Origin of the sequence: Paracoccus aminovorans (genome assembly GCF_900005615.1) — a bacterium.
GTDB classification, from domain to species: domain Bacteria; phylum Pseudomonadota; class Alphaproteobacteria; order Rhodobacterales; family Rhodobacteraceae; genus Paracoccus; species Paracoccus aminovorans.
In genome coordinates this window covers 239,005-256,845 of record NZ_LN832559.1, presented here as the reverse complement: position 1 = coordinate 256,845, position 17,841 = coordinate 239,005, and the positions used below count along the sequence as shown (strand labels likewise).

Below are 17,841 nucleotides of genomic sequence, written 5' to 3'. Positions count from 1 at the left end.
GATAGTTGATCGGAAGGCGCACGAACCTTCGTCCGATTTTCGGGCACGTGCGGCCGTGGCCGAGTCATGCTTTGCCGTGGAGGCGCAGAGAGTATTGGACACCGAAGTATTCTGGCTTGCCGGCGTCTTTCTCGTAATTGCCGTGATCTACGCCGCCGTAGGACAGGCAGGAGCGTCCGGCTATATCGCGATCATGGCACTATTCGGAGTCGCGCCGTTGGCCATGAAAACGACCGCGCTCGCCCTGAATCTCATGGTGGCCGCAATCGGCACGGCGTGGTTCATGAAGTCCGGCCGATTGTCATGGCGCCACATCTATCCATTTGCCGTTCTGGGCTTCCCGTTCTCGATGCTTGGTGGGTCGATCCAGTTGGCGGAAGGGGTGTACTACCCTATCGTCGGTGCGATCCTGGTGCTTTCCGCGTTGCAGATGGCACGATCAGTGATGAAAAGATCCGCAGGAAACGTCGCACCTCCCAGGACGCCGCCATTCCTGGCTGCTCTGGCGACAGGGGCGCTGATAGGCTTCGTATCGGGAACGACAGGGACCGGTGGCGGTGTTTTTCTCGCGCCAGTCATTTTTGCGATGAGATGGGGCACGGCGCATCAGACGGCCGCAACGACAGCGCTCTACAATCTGATGAATTCTGCGGCCGCCCTGATCGGTGCCTACGCCTATTGGGATCAGATCCCCGCATCGCTGCCCTTGTGGCTTGCGGCAGTCGCGGTTGGGGGCACAGTTGGCGCGTTCGTCGGAAGCCGATACCTCTCGGACCGCTGGCTGCGAGGCATCCTGGCCGCGCTGCTGCTGGCATCGGGGGTCAAGTTGCTATTGTAGTCCTGCGTCCCTGAGCGGGTTTACTTCGTCACAAGACGTTCCCTCCACCCAGTTCGCGACGATCAACCCCGGCACCGCATGATGCGCCCGCGCCGCGTCCCGCGCCAGATCCAGCCGCTTCGGCAGCTTGACCTGCGGCACCAGCAGGAAGATCGGTGCTGTCACGAGGCCCCGGCCGGTCCTTGACCGTGACGCGACGGCGCGGCCCTTGGTGTTCAGCCGCCCCTCGGCCACCAGCAGGCTCGGCCCCCTGCGGCGATAGATGAAGCGCAGGCGCAGGCCAGTGCGCCGTTCCCATTCGCCGGGCGTGTTCCGACCGCCACGCAAGGACTTGCCTGCGGCGGGCGTGGGGATCGCCAGCCAAAAGCCATTTTTCGAGCGGATCAGCGGGCCGGTGTCGTGCGCGCCGACGATGACCGGGGCGTTGGACCAGACCACGGCTGCCGCGTTGAGGCTGGGCGTGACCTTGGGGAACTGCTCCGACCGGATGGTGCGGGCGAGCCGGGCCCCAAGCCCCGCACCAGTGATCTGCAGCCGCCAGGCGGCCTTCAGCCCGGTCCCGGCCTCGCGGATCGCGGCCGACACGGCGCGCTCGCCCGCCGAAACCTCAGCCGCCATCATCGCGACGATGTCGGGATCGATGTCGAGCTTCAGCTTCATCGCGGTCATGCCGGGCGCAGGTCGATGGTCCAGACCAGCCGTTCACGATCACGGACGGGCTCGCCTTGGATGAGGAAGGCGTCGCCGTCGATCTCGATGCGGTCGCCGGGCCGCGGCGCTGGCACCTCGGCCACGCGCAGATCGACGCGCGTAGTCTCCGACCAGAGCCGCGCGTCGCCGAAGGAGGTCGACGCATCGGCGCGCCGCGCCACGACGCGCACCAGGACCGGCGCGCCGCCATCGGCGATGTAGACCGCATCCCGGCCGACGTTCGGATCGGCGAAGAGTACGCCGACGGCAGCGGCGAAGGCGCTCATCAGAACGCCCCGTTCAGCCGCACCCGGCCGACTACATCACCCGCGCCGCCCGCCACCACTTCGGTCGCCACGCCGATCAGGGTGTTCGAGGTGGTGACCTTGGTGGTCTGGCGGGCGGTGTTGTCCCAATAGATGCGCTCGCCGACGGCCCACGCCTGCGAGCCGAGCTTCTTCAGCTCGTAGACGCCGACAAGCGCGGCCTCGACACTTTCGCCAATGGCGGCGGTGCCGGAGGCCACGCCGAAGATGGAGCCGACGAGCAGGCCATCGCCCGCGGCGACGGCGTAGGGCGCGGTCAGGGTGATGGTGTTGCCGGGCTGGACGTAGGTTTTCATGGGGAGGATCCTTGTGGAATGACGAAGGGCGGCCCGATTGGACCGCCCGCATGTCAGGGTTCAGCATGGGGTGGCGGTTATGCGCCGGGGTTCTTGTAGAGGCCGCGCCAGTCGATGGCCTTGGCGCCGAAATCGAGGCGGCACTTGATCTCGACGCCGTCGACGTCGAAGCCGTTGCGGGTCTCGATGTAGGCGCCCTGCTGGCCTTCCAGATAGGCGTATTCGATGGTGTCGATCTGGTTGGGCGAGGCCGCCAGATACCAGGAGGTGGCGCTGGCGGCATCGAGGCGCGGTTCGCTGATCGGGGACAGCGTCCGGATCGACTGGGGCACCACCTTGGCACTGTCGGCCGGGACGAGGTTCTGGGCGACCAGTTGCTCGGCCTTCAGTTCCAGCGCGGCGGGCACGATCAGGAAGGCGGGCCGGATGTTCAGCACCGTCTTCTTGTCGAGCCCGGTCTGCAGCGCCATCGCCGCCCGCGCCGCCCCGACGCTCGCCACGTCCAGCGCCGCGCCCGTTGCGGCGAGGTTCTTGTGCGTCGTGTGGAAGAGCGCGTTGCCGTCGGCCATCGCCGGGTTCGCGGTGATGATGCCCCAGACCACGTCGCTTTCCAGCTGGGCGATGGAGTTGCCGTACATCGCGGGGATCCGGGTGAAGGCATCCAGATCGTCGTTGATCAGCACCTGCCGGGTGATGGCCACGACCCGGCCATAGGTCTTGACCTTGTAGCTTTCCTTGCTCTCGCCCAGCGTCCCGCGCTTGAACTCGCCGCTTTCGCCGACCTCCAGAAGCTGCGGGGCCTCGCCCAGCTGGACCCGGTGCATCGATTTGAAGTCGGTCGCCAGCACCTGGCGGCAGAAGAGCGCGAAGGTCCGGGGATAGGCGTCATAGGCCTGCCGCAGGGTCTTGTTGGTGACGGCCGAGAGGATCTCGGGGAAGTCCGAGGTCGAATGCAGCGCGCGGGTCGCCACCTCGTCGCGCGACAGGCCGCGCGTGTTGACCCCGGCATTGCCGAGGCTTTCGCGGGCCAGTTCCAGCAGCGTCATGCCGCGGTACTGGCGCGCGGCGTCTTCCAGCGGGAACAGCGTCGGGCTGTAGCGGTGCAGCAGCGCGTTCGCCACCGCGTCGCGGCGGGTGATGCGCTCGTCCCGGCCGCCGAGGGGGATGGAAACGTGCGGGAAGGTCCGGGTCTCGTCCGACTTCGCCGCCACCTGGTCGAGGATCAGGCGGCGGGACTCGTCAACACTGACGCCGCGCTTGACCAGATCCTCGGCGAAGCTGCGCTCGAGGTTCAGACGACCGGTCAGATCGTAGATGGTGGAGACGCGATCACGCTCGGCCTCGCGGGCGCGGGTGGCGATGGCCTCGCTGTCGGGTGCGGCAGCCGGTTCCGGCATACGCGCGGCCGTCTGTTCGGGCTGTGCCGGGGCCGCGACGGGCTGCTGGCGGGTCTCGGTCATGGCGGGGACATCCCCGGCCACGGTGGTCGTGCTCTCAGGCATGGATGCCTCCTTTTGCATGCGGGTGTCGACGATCTCGACGGGATAGCTGGCCTGATCCGCGGCGCGGACCTGCGCGCGGGGATCGGCGGGAACGGTCACGAAGCTGACCTCGAGCGGCGTCCAGCGTTCGACAATGCGCTGCTCGACCTCGCCCTTGGCGGCGGGCTCGACCACTTTCACACGCTCGATGGAATAGCCGACCGAGACGTTCCGGATGATCCCGTCGCTGATCAGGCCGAACATGCGGTCGGCGGCCTGGTCCAGGCCCTCGCGCGGGAAACGGATGGTGGCCTTGCCCTCCTTGCCCTCGATCCAGGCGCGTTCGACCACGCCCACCTGCGAATGCGAGGACCAGACCGAATGGCTGTCGAGCGCAGGGGCCCCGGCATTGAGGCGCGTCAGATCCACCGCGCGGTCGCTGACCTCGAGGATCTCGTCGAAGGGCACGGAGGTGTCCCAGCCGGTCCAGCGCCGCCGCCGGACAGCCGCGCCGGAGGTGAAGACGACGTCGACGGAGCGCGCCTCGGAATTGACGGTTGCGGGCAGGATCGGTGCGCGCCGCAGCTGCATCGGCAAGGCGACCGGGGCCGCCATCATCGTGTCGGGCATGGCCCTATTCCTTCTCTGTTTCGGATGCGGGGGCGGCCGGGTCACTGGTCGGGTCACCCGCCTGCACGCTGCCGGTCTTGGTGACGCGGCGCGGATCGCTGTCGAGCACGAGGCCGAGGCCATCGAGCTTGGCGTTGGTGGCAGCGATTTCTGCCAGCACCGCGTCCGGGTTGTGGCCCTGCCGGGCAATGGCTTGCGCGAGCGTCATCGTGCCTGTCCGGATTGCCAGCAGGTCGGCCATCGCATCCTTGTAGGGATCGACGGCATCGAACTTCGGCGGCGACCATTCCACCGGCACGTCCGGTGTCGGGATCTGCCCTGCTGCCCATGCGGCTTCCGTGAACCAGCGCCACACCGGCGCGCATAGCATCGGGATGAATAGCTGCCACTGCACGGCGTCGATCATGCGGCGGAACTCGACGAGCCCCGCCCGGATCGAGGAGTAGTTGACCTGGCTGAGGTCACCGGTCAGCAGCTCGTAGGGCACGCGGAACCCGGCCGAGATCGTGTGCAGGCTCGCGCGCTTGTATTCGCCGTAGCCGCCGGTGGCAGAGGGCTGGTTGAACCGGATGTCCTTGCCGCCGCGGGCATAGGCGATGAGCCCTGGCTCGAACTGCTCGACCCGGTTGCCATCGGCGTCGACCACAGAGGGCGCGATGCCCTGCTGCGCCTCGTCGTCGCCGAAGACGATGGCGGTGACGCAGGCCTCGGTCTTCTTGCGGACCAGTTCGGCCACCTCGTAATCGTCGAGATCACGCAACGACCGGATCACCGGCGCGCCCCAGGGAACGCCGCGCGCCTGCGTGCGCTGCTTCTCGTAGATGTGCGCGATCTCGGTCGCGGGGACCGGGCGGCTCTGCAGGCCGTTCTGCAAGGCGCCATAGGCGTCGCCCGGATGCTCGGCGTGCAGCCAATAGGCCCGGCGCTTGCCGACCGGGTCGAACTCGATCCCCTGGACTAAGCGTCCCGCGCCCAAGGCGCCGGATTTCGAGGCGTCGAGGAAGTCCGCTTCCAGCACCTGCAATTGCAGCGGCACCGGCAGGCCATCGCTTGCCCGCCGCAACCGGCGGCGTACCAGGACCTCACCCGCCTCGACCATCTCGCGGCAGATCAGCGTCTGCAGGCCGTAGAAGTCCAGCTGGCCGTCGGCATCGCACTCCGCCGTCCAGCGCTCGAAGAGCGCGTCGACCTTCCGGTCCAGCGTGTCGTCGCCACTGGCGGCGCGGGGCATTAGCCCCGAGCCGATGATGTTGTTGACCAGCACCGCGACGGCCTTGGCCGCGTGCGGGTTGTTGCGCACCAGGTCGCGCATCCGATCGCGCAACAGGGCTCCGGCGACGCCGATCTCGGTGTCGGCGGAGGATCCCGGCGCGCGCCAGCCCTCGGTCCTCCGCCCACGCGCGGCCCCGTCATAGCCCCGCGTCAGGGTCTCGAACGCCTGACGCGCCATGACGCGGCGGGCGGCCATGCGCGGCGCCACCGTGGCGATGGCGTGATCGAACCAGGTCGCCGACATCAGCGATCTCCGCGGCTGAAGCCAGCCAGCCCGGCCACCGGCAGCGGCCGTGTCTTTCCCGCGATGGCGCGCTCGATGGTGCGGATGCGCGCCAGCAGATCCTCGGCCGAGCCGTAGTCGACCGACTTGCCGTCATAGCTGACCCGCGTCGTACCGCTGGCATAGGCCCGGCGCAGCGCCGAGAGCTCGGTTTCCGTCCAGTCCGTCATGTTCAAAACCATCCTCCACGCCGCCCGAGCCAGTCGGAGCGGCGCTTGCCCTGCGGGGCCTGTCCCGGCCGGTTGATCTGTCCGGCGGGATCGGTGTCGGTGGGGGCGGCCCCGAGCTGATCCTCGAGGTCACGCCATTTCTCGTTGGGCCAGCGATCCGCGCCCGCGATCCAGGCAGCGGCGCGGGCATAGACCCGGCAATCCAGCGCTTCGTTCCGCTCGCGCAGCTTCTGCCATTCCAGCCGGGCGAAGCCACGTTTCGTGCGCACCGTCACCAGCTGCTCGGCCACGAACTGCTTCAGCCATTCGTTCTCGACCCAGTGCGGCAGGTGGACCGATCCGGGCGGAAACGCCGCCCCGTCGGCCATCTCCTCCTCGGTCGGGCGCGCCAGCCGCAGGAAGCGATAGGTCTCGGCCTTGAAGGTCGACACCGCCACGGTCCAGAGCCGCGCGCCGCGCCGCAGGCGTTTACCGCCCTCGGTCGCGTCGACGAAGGTCGGCCCCGACACCGGGCTGGAGCGGTTGAACCCCTCGACGCCCTTGACCGGCGACACCTGCCCAAACCCCTGCGCCCGCGACCAGGAATAGACCGCCGGGGCCTCGTAGCCGGTGTCGATGGCCATCCGAGCGATGCGCAGATGCGCGCCGCGCTCGTGCGGCCAGCTTCGATCCAGCAGCGCCGTCAGCTCGGACCATGCGTCGCGCCGATCCGGCCCGCCCTCGATCACGACGTGATCGACGAGCCAGGACTCAAGCCCGCGCCCCCAGGCCCAGACATCGACCTCGATCCGGTCCTTCTGGACGTCGGCCCCGGCGGTCAGGAACAGCCCGCCCGCAGGCACCGTGCCGGATTTCCAATGCTCGCGCCGGTCGTAGAGCCGCTGCCAGTCGGGCGCTTCCCCGGTCTCGACCCATGTTTCGCCGAGGATCGTGTTGCGGAACGCCTTGATCGCCTCGTCCGACCCTTGGGCCGCGTCCCATGCCCGCACGATCCGCTCCCAGCTCAGCCAGCCGATCGGCGAATAGAGCGCCGAGAGGTGATACCCGACCGTGGTCGGATCGGCGGCCGTGGCGGTTGCCCGCCATTCGCCGCCCTCCAGCATCGCCGTCTTGTGGTGCTCCGCGATTGCCGCGTCGCAGCCCTCGCAGTGATACTCCGCTGTCTCCGGGCGGCCCTTCTGCCAGCGCAGCCGGTCGAACTTCAGAAATTGCATCGCGCCGCAATGCGGGCACGGCACAAAGAACCGCCGCTGGTCGCTCGCCTCATACTCCCGCTCGATCCGGCTCAGACCCCGGATCGTCGGCGTCGAGACCAGCAGCACCTTGCGCCGGTGGGCGAAGGTCAGCGACCGCGCCTCGGCCAGCGTGACGGGATCGCCTTCCTCGTCGGCCGAGGCGGGATAGGCATCGACCTCGTCGAGGAAGATATAACGCGCCGGGGTCGAGCGCAGACCCACGGCCGAGTTTGCCCCGGTCATGATCAGGATGCCGCCCGCGAATTCCTTCGACAGCATGGTGTTGCCCGCGTCGCGGGATCGCGCGGGCTTCACCCGCTCGCGCAGTTCCGGGCTCTCGTCGATCAGTGGGTCGATCCGCTGGCGCGAGTTGCGCTTGGCAAGTTCTACGGTGGGCTGGACCGCCAGCATCGGCCCCGGCGCCTGGTGGATGGCGAACCCGATCCAGTTGTTGCCCGCCTCGGTCGCGCCGACCTGTGCCGCCTTCATGAACACGATCCGTTGGGTGGGATCGCCGGGCGACAGCCGGTCCATGATCTCGCGCATGTAGGGCGTGCGCGCCGTACGGTAGCGCCCCGGTTCGGCCGAGGCGCGGCCCGAGAGCATCCGGTGCTGGTCCGCCCATTGTGACACTGTGAGATCAGGATCGGGCGACAGCCCCGCGCCCCAGGTGCGCAGGATTTCTGCCTCGCCGTCGAAGTCGGTCAGGTCGTCGCCAGTTTCACCGGAAGTCGGGCCGGACCTCGGCAAGTTCGTCGAGGTGGGCGCGTACATGTTTTTCCAAGGCCTTCTGCATCGCGGCCGGTTCCACGCCCAATTCCGCCGCCATGAGTGCCGACGACCGAGAGGGCCAGTTCACCCACGCATCCCGCACCTCCCGCGCCAGGCGAAACACCAGAGACAGCGCCCGGGCACGCTCGATCAATTCCCCCTTCAGCTTCTGGAGCCGGATGCGCCGCTCCTGCGCCTTCAGCACCTCGTTCGCGGTCTTCGCCTGCAGGAAGGTCGTGCCGCCGCCGACCGCCGGCACCGCCAGACCCTGTTCGCGGAGCGTGTCACCGACGGCGGCCACCGCCGCCTCGGGGACGGGCTTCAGCTTCGGCGCGGGCGGCTTGCGCGTCTTCGATGGGTCGGTGGTTTCCGCCCGCCGCACATCACTTTCGGCCGCGTTGATGCTGCCGTCGGGATAGAGGACCAGCCGTTCGGCGGTCTTCGCCTTCTGGATCGCGCCCCGCGACAGCCCGACGTGCGCGGCGTACTGGCGCTCGCTCATGCCCTGCATCGACGGCTCCGATTATCATTCAGATTCATGCGCTTATCGCGTTGATAAGCGCGGCGGACAGAGCGAACGTCACTCCAACGAAGCGATGCAACTCGACCCAAGGAGCCACCACGATGACCCGCCGCGCGACCGACAACACGAAAGCCCTCGACGCCTTCATCGCCGCCAAGACCGAGATCGACGCGATGCTGGAACGCCTCGCCGCCCTCAGCGCCGACCACTTCGAGACCCACCCCGACGAGATCAACTGGGGCCACGTCGGCACCCTGAACCACTACCGCGCCAAGCTGCGCGAGATCACCGACATGGCCTTCCACGAAGGCGAACACGCCGAGTGAGACGACCCGCTCCCGGTCCCGCCCGCCGACTGGCGGGCTCGACCTCGTAGAAGGGCCCGCATTCCGCGCGCCCCGATACGGGAGACGACGATGACCAAGCTTTCCGACACTCAAGCAATCATTCTCAGTGCCGCCGCACAGCGCGAGGACCGCATCGCCCTGCCGCTGCCCGAGAGCCTGCGGGGTGGCGCCGCCGCCAAGGTGGTCGGCGCGATGCTCGCCAAGGGCCTGCTGCAGGAAGTCGATGCCGACCTGCGCAAGGGCGAGCCCATGTGGCGCGAAACCGGCGATGGCCACGGCACCACGCTCGTCGCCACCGACGCAGGCCTCGCCGCCATCGGGATAGAGCCCGAGGACGCGAACACCGCGCCTGCAGGCGCGACGGACGCGCCTTCCGAGGAGCCCTCGCCGAATACCCCGACCGAACCGGAGGCCGCGCCCAAGGCGCGCACGCCGCGCGAGGGGACGAAGCAGGCCACGCTGATCGCCATGCTGCGCGCGCCGAAGGGCGCGACCATCGAGGAGATCATGGCCGCGACCAGCTGGCAGTCGCACACCGTGCGCGGCGCGATGGCCGGGGCGCTGAAGAAGAAGCTCGGGCTCGAGGTGACCTCCGAGAAAGTCGAGGGGCGCGGGCGGGTCTATCGGCTTCCCGCCGCCTGACGCCGCGAGAAGATTGCTACCGCCGCCGCCCCGACCGGGCGGCGGTTTTTCATTGCCACGACAGCAGATCGCGGGCGGCGGCCTGCAGGATATCCTGCGCCATCCGCGGCTCGCAGGTGTAGATGCCACCCGGTTCCGGCTCGCCGACATGCTCCGCAAGCCAGTCCCGTCCCTCGTCCGAAATCGGACGCAGGACGACGATGGTCCCATGATCGTTGATCTCGATATGTTGCCAGCCTTCGGACATGCCTGAAGGCTACCAGCGCAGGAGCCGGACCGCCAGCCGCCGGATCAGGCTCGCCGCAGCCGTTCGAACAGCCGCCGCAGGACGTAGGACCGCGCGATGCTGACCACTGTGAAGACCGCGCCCATCTTCAGGTTCTGGGCCAGTGTCGTGTGCAGCCCGAAGACCGGGAAGATCAGGATCTGCGTGGCCACCGCGACGCCATAGCCGACGATCACGTTGGCGACGGATTCGACCAGCGACATGAGGCGCGACTGCTTCATGTCGCCCCCTCAATCATCGGCCAGCAATTCAGCTGCCAGAGTTCGCAGCGCATGCGCCGCAACCAGCGGCACCACTCCATTTCCACAGAGGCGAAGCCGGTCCACCCGGTGGGCCAGCCCATCAGTGCCTCGACGAACAGCGGGTTCAAGGTTCGGCGCACATCGCAGGTATCGTTCCCAGCCATCGGCGTCACCAGGACTTGGCGGCCAAGCAGGCCGTTGACCGGCGTGTTCGCGAGTGTCGTCGCTCCGTCCTTGTGATCGCGGGCCGTCGGCGTCATCCACATCCCCGCAGAATGGGTCAGGTCGGCCGAGCGGCGGTTGCCCGCGCTCGGCTTGCAGCCGTCGTTGGCCATCGGCGTCGGCCACATCGCAGCCGTCGTCGCAAGGTTCATCCCGTGCTGACCGGCTTCCTGCGAGGGCGTCGGCTTCGTCTGCCGGTTCTCGTTGGCGCTGGCCCGGGGCGTCGGCCAGAGCCGCAGCAGCTCCGTCCGGTTCCCGCCACTCGACCGGGTCCCAGAGCAGGCGCGCGGGGTCGGCCAACTTGTCCCCCTCTCGGACGGCGAGGATGAACAGCCGCTCGCGCTTGTGGGGCGCGCCGACTTCCGCCGCCGTGAAGAGGCCTGCCGCAAGGCGGTAGCCCATGACGACCAGTCCTGCGGCGACTTCGGGGAAGCCGAGGCGGAGATGATGGGCGACATTCTCGAGGAAGACGAAGGGCGGCCGGACCTCGTCGATGATGCGGGCGACATGGGGCCAGAGGTGGCGCGGGTCGTCGGTACTCCGGCGCTTGCCCGCGACGGAGAACGGCTGGCACGGATAGCCCGCAGTGACGATGTCCACCGCGCCGCGCCACGGGCGGCCATCGAAGGTGCCAATGTCGTCCCAGACAGGCGCGCGATCCAGGGACGCATCTTCCATCCGCGCCACGAGAGTGGCTGCGGCGAAGGTTTCCCGTTCGACATAGCCCACAGCACGATATCCGGGGATGGCGAGGACAAGCCCGAGATCGAGCCCGCCTGCGCCGGAGCAGAGGGAGAGGCCGAAGAGGCATGCGTCTCCGGCTCCGGAAGCGCGTCCGGAGGAAGGTAAAGCCAGGTCATGCATGTCACGCGGCGGTCTTGCGCTTTCGCGCGGGTTCGGGGGCGGCGTCCGTGTCCGTCGCATCGGCCCGTGCGTCGGCATCGTCGCCCAGCCGCTCGATTCTCACCTGCGCGAAGGTCCGACCGTCGCCGTCTAGGGTCGCGTCGCGGCCGGTCTCGGCCTGCCAGCGCTCCACGGCGACATCGACATAGGCCGGGCTGATTTCCATCGCGAAGACGCGGCGGCCGTTGGCCTCGCCCGCCATGATCTGCGAGCCCGAGCCCGAGAACGGCTCATAGCACAGCCCGCCGCGGGCGACGTGCTGGCGCATCGGGATGCCGAAGGCGTCGAGGGGTTTCGGCGTCGGGTGATCGGGGCGTTCGTCCTTGGCGAAGGACGGTAGCGCCCATGTCGAGGGCAGCGTTTCCTCGGCGACCTTCGGCGGGCGGTTCGGGCGGCGCCATCCCATGAAGCAAGGCTCGTGCTTCCAGAGGTAATGCGACCGCGTCAGGACACCGCGGTCCTTCACCCAGATGATCTGCTGGTGGACGAAAGCGCCGGCCTTTTCCCAGCAAGCCTCCAGCATCGCCTGGCGGCGCGAGGCGTGCCAGCAGTACCAGGCCGCGTCATCAGTGATCGCCTCGGCCACGGCCGCGGCGATGAAGCCGTCGTAGAGCTCCGCGCCCTGCGAACTGTCGTCCCACGTGGTGCCGTAAGACGCTGACCAGTCCTTGTTCCGGGTCGGATGGTTCGAGCCGTCGTAGTCCACCAGATACGGCGGGTCCGTCGCGAACAGAATTGCGCGCTCGCCATTCATCAGGCGGCGCACGTCGGCAGCGCTGGTGCTGTCGCCGCAAAGCAGCCGGTGGTCCCCGAGGATCCAGAGATCGCCGGGGCGCGACGCCGGATTGCGCGGCGGCTCTGGGATGGTCACCGGCGGCACGGAGCCCCCGGCGCCACCTTCTTCCCCGTCCCCCTCCGGCACGTAGGCCAGCAGCTTGTCGAGTTCGCCGTCGGAGAAGCCGACCAGCGACAGGTCGAAATCCTCGGCCAGCAGATCGTTCAGTTCCGCCGACAGCAGCGCCTCGTCCCAGGTCCCGAGTTCGGTCAGCTTGTTGTCCGCGATGCGATAAGCCCGCCGCTGCGCCTCGGTCAGATGCCCGAGCACGATCACCGGCGCCTCGGTCAACCCGAGCTGAGTGGCGGCGAGCACCCGGCCATGGCCCGCGATCAACTCGCCGTCCTCGCCGACGAGGCAGGGCACGGTCCAGCCGAACTCGGCCATGCTGGCGGCGATCTTCGCGACTTGGTCCGCGCCATGCGCCTTCGCATTGCGGGCGTAGGGCTGAAGGCGCGCAAGCGGCCAGGTCTCGATCCGCTCAGGGGCGAAGCTCAGCGTCATCGTCGGGTCATTCCTCGGATCAGGGTGGAAACCCCTGGCTTCCGGACTCCGGCGTCCAGACTGGACTCCACGCGGGGTCCAGCGGCCACCACGGGTGTCCAGCTTCAAGGGTTTGATTTTGCGGTGTTTCAGGCGGGTTTACTAGGCAGCGGCTTCCGGGTGGCTTCCCAAAAATCCGGCCCTGTCGCTGGCGATGTGCCGCGCTTCGCCCGCCAGCATACGAATATCACCCGGAAGGAACCGGAAACTGCCGTGGGCTGGACCCCGACCGGACTCTCGCTGGATACCGGGGTCCAGAAGGCCCCCATCAACGCAAAAGGGGAGAGCGAGCTTTCCAGCGCACTCTCCCCATCTTGCCTTCGGAATAGCATGGATCTGTTGCAGATGTCGAAGGAAAAAGTGTTGCAACACATTGGAGTCACTGCGCATTCAGGCGCGCAGCGATCTTGGTCAACGCCAGTTGCCAGCGACGCCACGCGGTGGTGCGGTCGCAACCGAGTTCGCCACTGATCTGCTTCCACGGCACACGGGCCGCGCGCGACCAGACCAGCTTGCGTTCCGCCTCCTCGATCCAGAGCACCCAGTCGAAGGTCTGCTCGAGCCGTGTGATCGCTGCGGCCGAGGGCCAGACCCGCATCGGCTGCGGCTCCATCGCCGCGATCTCGCGGCTGGTCCGCACGATGTCGGGCCAGGTGTTGAAGTAGCCCTGCGCCTTCACCGGCGGCAGCTTGCGCAGGGTGCGGAACGCCTCATCGAAATGATCGGCGACGCAGTCGGCGGTCCATTCGCGATCAGCCATGACGCGCCTCCCTGTCGGAAGGGCGCGGGCCGTAAAGCTTCTCGCCGAGCTGGCGGACGAGTTCACGCTCGGGCCAGGTGAGGCGGTCGTCATCGGCGGAGACCGCGAGAACGCCCTGCTCCTGCCAGCCCTCGCGCTTGACCTGTTCGGGATCCCGGCGTCGGCCGCCGTAGCCATGGGGATGCCATCTCATGCGACACCCCCGTTCGTCTCGATCGCCCAGAGCAGGATGGCGATGGCGTCGGCCTCGTTGTCGTCGGCGGGGCTGAAGCCCCGGGCGCGGACGGCGGCAACCATGGCGGTCTTGTCGGCGTTGCCCTTGCCCGCGGCGTGGCGCTTGATCGTGCCGACCGGGACGCCCTCGTAGGGCACGCCCCGCAGTTCGGCCCATGCTGTCAGCGTGGCCATGAGGCCGCCGTAGATGTGGCTCGCATCGGTGCCCGCGTGGCGGCGGACTTCCTCGAACCAGATGGCGGCGACGGGCCCGGACAGCCGGTCGATCTCGGTCAGCCAGTTGGTGAAGCGCAGGTAGCGCATGCCGCCCCCGTCGAAGCGCCCGGGGCGCAGCGAGACGGTGCCGCTGGTGATCAGGCCGTCATGGCCACGGATCGCCCAGCCGGTCGAGGTGCCGAGGTCGAGCGCGAGGATGCAGCGGTTGCGGGGCGTGTCGAGCGGCAGCGATTCAAACCTTGCGCCGTCGCAATTCGGGATCAGAGTCGGCTGAGCCATGATGGGTCTCCTTTGCCGGTGGCCTGTGGTGGTGGAAGACGACGGCGGTCTGGTGCTTGGCGGTACGGGGCCGCCGTCGTCGGATCGGGAAGCACAACAGACCGTCGCGGCGGCGCGCGCGGCTGACCCGGACGTATGGGAGGAGTGGCCAACCCTGTGGGGTGGCCCTCCCATACGTAGTATGGGGGTTTGACACCTAACTGTTCCGAGGCGTTCAAGTGGCTGAAATCATTGCGGAATAAGACTTCATGAAGTCTTCGGGCATGAGTCAGGGACCTAACTCTTATTTGCCCGTAACCCGTTGATTTCGTTGAGTGCACAGTTGGCGCTGTCATATGAGTCAGGCCTCACTCATATGAGTTAGGTCGTCCTCCAGCCCCTCCGGGTAGACCCAGACGGCGGGGTTCTCGACCTGCAGGCAGAGCCCGGATTGGGGGCACTTGAAGTGGCTGGGCAGGACCGAACGGGCTTGGGTAGTGACCTCGCCGGTGTCCGGATCGACCTCCTCGACGGGCGCGCCGAACTGCATGCCCTCGACGCAGAGGTAGCCGAACCGCGACCGGGTGACGGGGAAGCCGAACCCCGAGGGGTCGCGCAGGAACTTCACGAAGCCCTTGGTCGCCAGCACGCTGAGGCGCTCACGGATGGTGTGCTTGCTGCCCAGACCGCCCCGGTTCTCGAAGGTCTCGGCGAACTGCATGGCGGTGTAGAGGCGCTCGCTCGCCGCCTCATCCAGCAGCATGCCGAGGATGACATCATGCTTGCGGAGCCGTTCGGCATCGAGTTTGGCGCCGACCTCCTTGCGTACCAAGCGCTCGTTCAGCGGGTTCAGCTCGACCCATTCGCCCTTCACCTTGTCGATCAGCTTGCCTGGCAGCGCGGGGCCGTTCCGCAGTTCGATTTCCAGCCTGCGGACGGTGCTGTCCTCGTCGGGCCGGTGCATGATCAACCCCGAGGTGTAGAAGCCCCGCAGCGCGCTGGCGCCGGAGAGCGCGAGGAAGGGATCGTCCTTGACCTGGTGCTTGGTGGCCTTGCGGGTGTGGTGGGCGAGTATGACGCCCACATCCGGGTTCAGCGCCTCGCGGAGAAGCTCCACCCGGTCCTTCAGGAAGAACATCATGGCGGTGTTGTCGTTCTCGCCACCACCCTCGGGTCCGCCGTCGAAGAGATTGCGGATCGGGTCGATGACGATGATGTCGGGCGGCGCGTCGGCGAATGCGGCCCGGATCGCCTCGGCCACGCGGGCGACGCCTTCCGCGTCGAGCAGCAGCTTCAGCTTCGGTGTGGCGATGAAGGTGTCGCGCGCGGCGGCGATCACGGCGGCAGACAGCGCGATCTGCTGCATGCGCTCGCGCAGGTAGTGATACTGGATTTCGGCCTGCAGATAGAACACGCGCAGCGGCCGGGGCGGCGTGAAGCCGAGAAACGGTACGCCTGCCGCCATGTGGACGAGCCAGGAGATCAGGAAGTCGCTCTTGCCGACCTTGGGCGCCCCGCCCAGCACCAGGAGCCCGCCCGGCGTCAGCACGCGGGGGCCGATGATGTCCTCGGGCATGGGGCTCGTGTCGTCCAGCAGCGCGCCGAGACTGAAGGTTGGCAGCGGGCTCGCCGGGGCATTGGCAGGGGCTGCGCGCAGGAGCGGCGGGCCGTTGCGCTTCACATGCAGCGCCCAGAGGCGTTCGGATTCGGCCTGAAGCCGATCGAGCGGCCAGGACGGGCGCAGCATGGCGGCGTTGTAGCCGCAGATCGCCTCCCAGCCCGCGAAGGGGTCGAGGCGGCCCTCGTGCACCAGGCGCAGGTAATGGCCGATGGCGGCGCTGGCCCCCTGGAACCGGGACCAGTCGTCAACCGCGCCTTCGCGCACCGGCGTGGTGAGCACCGCATCGATGCCGGGCTTCGATGCTGGTGTGGCAACGTCGCTGGCGAAGCCTACGCCGGGCAGCGGCGGCATGTCGGCGACCTTTTCGGCGAAATCGGCAAGATCCACTTCGACCGAGCGATGCTCGCGGATCTGCACGAGGCGTTGATGGCCGTGCTTGTGATAGACGGTGCCTGGCACCCGGATCGGCTGGTGCGCGGAGCGGAAATGCGTGTCGCCGCCGACCTTCACCGCGATCTCGCCGCGCAGGCGGCACAGGGTGACCAGGTCGTCGCCCTCAGCGGGTTCGGTCAGTTTCCACCAGACATGGAGCTTCGCCGCCCCCTCGGGCGTCCGCCCGCCGCTCTCGATGATCAGCGTCGGCGCGCCAAGGTGGCGGGTGACATGGTCCAGCTTGGCCGGGATGTCGCCCGCGTCGAGATCGACGACGATGGCCTGCATCTGCAGCACGTCAGCGGCGCGGGCCTGGCCCTGTTCCTCGACCGTGCCGGGGATGACATAAACCGCAGCGCCTTCACGGTTGGCCCATGCGGCAAAGGTCGCGAGTTTCCCTGGTGCGCTGTCGTCGGCCGCGATCCAGATATTGTGCGGCTTGCCGTCTCGGCCCTGACCCTTGTCGACGAAGCCGCGGAGCGGGATCAGCCCCTCGCACCAGCTGAACAAGATGTCGAGAAAGACGGCGATCTGCTCGGGGTCGGGGTCGCAGCCGAACGGGTTCTCGGACGGCGGCCCATCGTTGAAGTCCATCCACGGGTTGAAATGCAGGATGCCGTCGTCGCTCATGCCGGCAGCCTCCAGCAGCGCTCGGACCACGGGCAGAAACGGCATTCGAAGAAGTCGGGCGTGGTGGCGATGCGCGGCAGCAACTCGCCCGCGTCGGTCGCCTGCAGGATCCGCACGCCTCGGTCAGACATGCGCTGCGCGAGCTCGGCGTCGAAGGGCACCAGCTCATGGTGAAGCTCGGCGGTGTCCTTGTTGATCGCGGTGAAGAGCGCGGACGCGGCCGAGATGCCGGGGACCGTTCCTTCCATATAGGCCTGGTAGAGCGCGATCTGCGCGGCATAGACCGGCTTCGACTTGGTCACGCCGTCCTTGACGCAGGCGCGCCAGTTCTTCGCGTTCATCGTCTTGCATTCCCAGAGAGCGGGAACGGCCAGCTCGAAGCCTTCGGGCCCCGCGGCGATGATGCCGTCGACATGACCGCGGATGCGCCCGCCCGCGACCGAGAAACCGAACTGGCCGCCATCAGGCCGGTTGCCCTTGCGAGTGTAGAGGTCGAACCTGGCGCCGCGCAGCCAGGCCACGGCCAGATCCTCGAGCGCGTGGCCGATGGCGAAGATGCGCAGCGATTGGCCGCTGAAGTCCTGGCCCTCGTCCTTCGGCGTCGCCGTGAACTCGAACTGCAGGGCGCGCTCGCAGGCATGGCCGAGGCGCGAGCCGCCGAGGTAGTCGCGGGGCGGCCGCGTCGCCTGATCGGCGGTCAGCGCCTGATCGACGGCGGCGTTGACCTGCTCCGCGAAACTGGGCCGACGATTGTAATCGAGGGTCAAAACGGCACCTCCGGCGTCTGCGCCCGGGCGATGTCGGACATGGCCTCGCGGAAGCCCTCGACGGCTTCCTCGATCAGCGCGCGCACCTGCGCCTCGGTCAGGTCGGCAAGCGGTGTGGCCCAGCCGATCTCGTCCATCAGCAGCGCCACGCGCTTCATGGTGGCCGTGATCGCGGCGCGCTCTTCCTCGGTCAGGTCAACCATGGCGAAACGCTCCCGCGCCAAGCGCGTCCAGAAGGACTGGCAGGGCATCGAGCAGAACCAGACCGAGGGCCGGGGCCGCTTCGACCGGTGCGGATCGAACCAGCCAAAACCACGGGTGGGTTGCCGGCAGACAGCACAGAGCGTTCCACGCGGATGCCAGAGCCGCCGCCGGTCCTCGGCCGTGA

Annotated in this window: 21 protein-coding genes and 1 pseudogene; 3 read left to right on the top strand and 19 right to left on the bottom strand. The window is 68.0% G+C overall.

Annotated elements, in window-relative coordinates:
- Positions 1–94: 94 nt before the first annotated feature.
- The gene (locus tag JCM7685_RS01340) at positions 95–838 is read left to right on the top strand and encodes a sulfite exporter TauE/SafE family protein (RefSeq protein ID WP_062563781.1); all 744 of its coding nucleotides are present in this window, start codon (positions 95–97) and stop codon (positions 836–838) included.
- On the opposite strand, the gene JCM7685_RS01335 is transcribed toward JCM7685_RS01340, so the two are convergent.
- From JCM7685_RS01335 to JCM7685_RS01300, 8 genes are all read right to left on the bottom strand, one after another.
- Positions 830–1,498 (bottom strand): DUF6441 family protein, encoded by a 669-nt coding sequence (locus JCM7685_RS01335; protein ID WP_062563494.1) that lies wholly within the window; start codon positions 1,496–1,498, stop codon positions 830–832. The genes JCM7685_RS01340 and JCM7685_RS01335 overlap by 9 nt on opposite strands.
- Before the next feature lie 5 nt (positions 1,499–1,503).
- Complete coding sequence (locus JCM7685_RS01330; RefSeq protein ID WP_062563493.1) at positions 1,504–1,815, bottom strand: head-tail joining protein; 312 nt, start codon at positions 1,813–1,815, stop codon at positions 1,504–1,506.
- Positions 1,815–2,150 (bottom strand): DUF2190 family protein, encoded by a 336-nt coding sequence (locus JCM7685_RS01325; RefSeq protein ID WP_062563492.1) that lies wholly within the window; start codon positions 2,148–2,150, stop codon positions 1,815–1,817. Before JCM7685_RS01325 ends, JCM7685_RS01330 begins: the two co-directional genes overlap by 1 nt.
- 77 nt (positions 2,151–2,227) lie before the next feature.
- Positions 2,228–4,261, bottom strand: a complete 2,034-nt coding sequence (locus JCM7685_RS01320; protein WP_229825683.1) for a prohead protease/major capsid protein fusion protein — start codon at positions 4,259–4,261, stop codon at positions 2,228–2,230.
- Between the two features lie 4 nt (positions 4,262–4,265).
- Positions 4,266–5,777, bottom strand: coding sequence for a phage portal protein (locus JCM7685_RS01315; protein ID WP_062563491.1), 1,512 nt, complete (start codon positions 5,775–5,777; stop codon positions 4,266–4,268).
- A complete protein-coding gene (locus JCM7685_RS01310; protein WP_062563490.1) occupies positions 5,777–5,986 on the bottom strand; it encodes a phage head-tail joining protein in 210 nt (69 codons plus the stop codon). The genes JCM7685_RS01315 and JCM7685_RS01310 overlap by 1 nt, the downstream gene beginning before the upstream one ends.
- A gap of 2 nt (positions 5,987–5,988) precedes the next feature.
- Positions 5,989–7,995: a phage terminase large subunit family protein gene (locus JCM7685_RS01305; RefSeq protein WP_062563489.1), complete on the bottom strand. Its 2,007-nt coding sequence runs from the start codon at positions 7,993–7,995 to the stop codon at positions 5,989–5,991.
- The gene (locus JCM7685_RS01300; RefSeq protein WP_062563488.1) at positions 7,943–8,503 is read right to left on the bottom strand and encodes a hypothetical protein; all 561 of its coding nucleotides are present in this window, start codon (positions 8,501–8,503) and stop codon (positions 7,943–7,945) included. The genes JCM7685_RS01305 and JCM7685_RS01300 overlap by 53 nt, the downstream gene beginning before the upstream one ends.
- A 113-nt stretch (positions 8,504–8,616) precedes the next feature.
- Between JCM7685_RS01300 and JCM7685_RS01295 the strand changes: the two genes are divergently transcribed.
- Both JCM7685_RS01295 and JCM7685_RS01290 read left to right on the top strand, forming a co-directional pair.
- Positions 8,617–8,841 (top strand): hypothetical protein, encoded by a 225-nt coding sequence (locus JCM7685_RS01295; RefSeq protein WP_062563487.1) that lies wholly within the window; start codon positions 8,617–8,619, stop codon positions 8,839–8,841.
- A gap of 90 nt (positions 8,842–8,931) precedes the next feature.
- The gene (locus JCM7685_RS01290) at positions 8,932–9,504 is read left to right on the top strand and encodes a DUF3489 domain-containing protein (RefSeq protein ID WP_062563486.1); all 573 of its coding nucleotides are present in this window, start codon (positions 8,932–8,934) and stop codon (positions 9,502–9,504) included.
- A gap of 49 nt (positions 9,505–9,553) precedes the next feature.
- On the opposite strand, the gene JCM7685_RS01285 is transcribed toward JCM7685_RS01290, so the two are convergent.
- From JCM7685_RS01285 to JCM7685_RS01240, 11 genes and pseudogenes are all read right to left on the bottom strand, one after another.
- Complete coding sequence (locus JCM7685_RS01285; RefSeq protein WP_062563485.1) at positions 9,554–9,751, bottom strand: hypothetical protein; 198 nt, start codon at positions 9,749–9,751, stop codon at positions 9,554–9,556.
- A 44-nt stretch (positions 9,752–9,795) separates the two neighbouring features.
- Positions 9,796–10,011, bottom strand: a complete 216-nt coding sequence (locus tag JCM7685_RS01280; protein WP_062563484.1) for a DUF7220 family protein — start codon at positions 10,009–10,011, stop codon at positions 9,796–9,798.
- Positions 10,008–10,406, bottom strand: coding sequence for a hypothetical protein (locus JCM7685_RS20145; protein ID WP_062563483.1), 399 nt, complete (start codon positions 10,404–10,406; stop codon positions 10,008–10,010). The genes JCM7685_RS01280 and JCM7685_RS20145 overlap by 4 nt, the downstream gene beginning before the upstream one ends.
- A gap of 205 nt (positions 10,407–10,611) precedes the next feature.
- Positions 10,612–11,118, bottom strand: a pseudogene (locus tag JCM7685_RS20140) (DNA cytosine methyltransferase); the annotation flags it as partial.
- A gap of 1 nt (position 11,119) precedes the next feature.
- Positions 11,120–12,496, bottom strand: coding sequence for a site-specific DNA-methyltransferase (locus tag JCM7685_RS01270; protein WP_062563481.1), 1,377 nt, complete (start codon positions 12,494–12,496; stop codon positions 11,120–11,122).
- 418 nt (positions 12,497–12,914) lie between these two features.
- Positions 12,915–13,295, bottom strand: coding sequence for a DUF6362 family protein (locus tag JCM7685_RS01265; RefSeq protein ID WP_074969513.1), 381 nt, complete (start codon positions 13,293–13,295; stop codon positions 12,915–12,917).
- Positions 13,288–13,488 carry a hypothetical protein gene (locus JCM7685_RS01260; RefSeq protein ID WP_028720215.1) on the bottom strand — a complete coding sequence of 67 codons (201 nt, stop codon included), beginning with the start codon at positions 13,486–13,488 and terminating at the stop codon, positions 13,288–13,290. Before JCM7685_RS01260 ends, JCM7685_RS01265 begins: the two co-directional genes overlap by 8 nt.
- Positions 13,485–14,024: a crossover junction endodeoxyribonuclease RuvC gene (locus tag JCM7685_RS01255; protein ID WP_083412861.1), complete on the bottom strand. Its 540-nt coding sequence runs from the start codon at positions 14,022–14,024 to the stop codon at positions 13,485–13,487. Before JCM7685_RS01255 ends, JCM7685_RS01260 begins: the two co-directional genes overlap by 4 nt.
- Positions 14,025–14,364: 340 nt before the next feature.
- Positions 14,365–16,686: an AAA family ATPase gene (locus JCM7685_RS01250; protein WP_231964671.1), complete on the bottom strand. Its 2,322-nt coding sequence runs from the start codon at positions 16,684–16,686 to the stop codon at positions 14,365–14,367.
- A complete protein-coding gene (locus tag JCM7685_RS01245; RefSeq protein ID WP_074969517.1) occupies positions 16,683–17,453 on the bottom strand; it encodes a PD-(D/E)XK nuclease family protein in 771 nt (256 codons plus the stop codon). The genes JCM7685_RS01250 and JCM7685_RS01245 overlap by 4 nt, the downstream gene beginning before the upstream one ends.
- Positions 17,450–17,656 carry a DUF6511 domain-containing protein gene (locus tag JCM7685_RS01240; RefSeq protein ID WP_045683641.1) on the bottom strand — a complete coding sequence of 69 codons (207 nt, stop codon included), beginning with the start codon at positions 17,654–17,656 and terminating at the stop codon, positions 17,450–17,452. The genes JCM7685_RS01245 and JCM7685_RS01240 overlap by 4 nt, the downstream gene beginning before the upstream one ends.
- Positions 17,657–17,841 lie beyond the last annotated feature (185 nt).

What these genes read in the sequence shown, in the direction of transcription:
- JCM7685_RS01335 (WP_062563494.1), bottom strand. Translation starts at nt 1,498, where the DNA reads ATGAAGCTGAAGCTCGACATCGATCCCGACATCGTCGCGATGATGGCG.
- JCM7685_RS01330 (WP_062563493.1), bottom strand. Translation starts at nt 1,815, where the DNA reads ATGAGCGCCTTCGCCGCTGCCGTCGGCGTACTCTTCGCCGATCCGAAC.
- JCM7685_RS01325 (WP_062563492.1), bottom strand. Translation starts at nt 2,150, where the DNA reads ATGAAAACCTACGTCCAGCCCGGCAACACCATCACCCTGACCGCGCCC.
- JCM7685_RS01320 (WP_229825683.1), bottom strand. Translation starts at nt 4,261, where the DNA reads ATGCCCGACACGATGATGGCGGCCCCGGTCGCCTTGCCGATGCAGCTG.
- JCM7685_RS01315 (WP_062563491.1), bottom strand. Translation starts at nt 5,777, where the DNA reads ATGTCGGCGACCTGGTTCGATCACGCCATCGCCACGGTGGCGCCGCGC.
- JCM7685_RS01310 (WP_062563490.1), bottom strand. Translation starts at nt 5,986, where the DNA reads ATGACGGACTGGACGGAAACCGAGCTCTCGGCGCTGCGCCGGGCCTAT.
- JCM7685_RS01305 (WP_062563489.1), bottom strand. Translation starts at nt 7,995, where the DNA reads ATGTACGCGCCCACCTCGACGAACTTGCCGAGGTCCGGCCCGACTTCC.
- JCM7685_RS01300 (WP_062563488.1), bottom strand. Translation starts at nt 8,503, where the DNA reads ATGCAGGGCATGAGCGAGCGCCAGTACGCCGCGCACGTCGGGCTGTCG.
- JCM7685_RS01295 (WP_062563487.1), top strand. Translation starts at nt 8,617, where the DNA reads ATGACCCGCCGCGCGACCGACAACACGAAAGCCCTCGACGCCTTCATC.
- JCM7685_RS01290 (WP_062563486.1), top strand. Translation starts at nt 8,932, where the DNA reads ATGACCAAGCTTTCCGACACTCAAGCAATCATTCTCAGTGCCGCCGCA.
- JCM7685_RS01285 (WP_062563485.1), bottom strand. Translation starts at nt 9,751, where the DNA reads ATGTCCGAAGGCTGGCAACATATCGAGATCAACGATCATGGGACCATC.
- JCM7685_RS01280 (WP_062563484.1), bottom strand. Translation starts at nt 10,011, where the DNA reads ATGAAGCAGTCGCGCCTCATGTCGCTGGTCGAATCCGTCGCCAACGTG.
- JCM7685_RS20145 (WP_062563483.1), bottom strand. Translation starts at nt 10,406, where the DNA reads ATGAACCTTGCGACGACGGCTGCGATGTGGCCGACGCCGATGGCCAAC.
- JCM7685_RS01270 (WP_062563481.1), bottom strand. Translation starts at nt 12,496, where the DNA reads ATGACGCTGAGCTTCGCCCCTGAGCGGATCGAGACCTGGCCGCTTGCG.
- JCM7685_RS01265 (WP_074969513.1), bottom strand. Translation starts at nt 13,295, where the DNA reads ATGGCTGATCGCGAATGGACCGCCGACTGCGTCGCCGATCATTTCGAT.
- JCM7685_RS01260 (WP_028720215.1), bottom strand. Translation starts at nt 13,488, where the DNA reads ATGAGATGGCATCCCCATGGCTACGGCGGCCGACGCCGGGATCCCGAA.
- JCM7685_RS01255 (WP_083412861.1), bottom strand. Translation starts at nt 14,024, where the DNA reads ATGGCTCAGCCGACTCTGATCCCGAATTGCGACGGCGCAAGGTTTGAA.
- JCM7685_RS01250 (WP_231964671.1), bottom strand. Translation starts at nt 16,686, where the DNA reads ATGAGCGACGACGGCATCCTGCATTTCAACCCGTGGATGGACTTCAAC.
- JCM7685_RS01240 (WP_045683641.1), bottom strand. Translation starts at nt 17,656, where the DNA reads ATGGTTGACCTGACCGAGGAAGAGCGCGCCGCGATCACGGCCACCATG.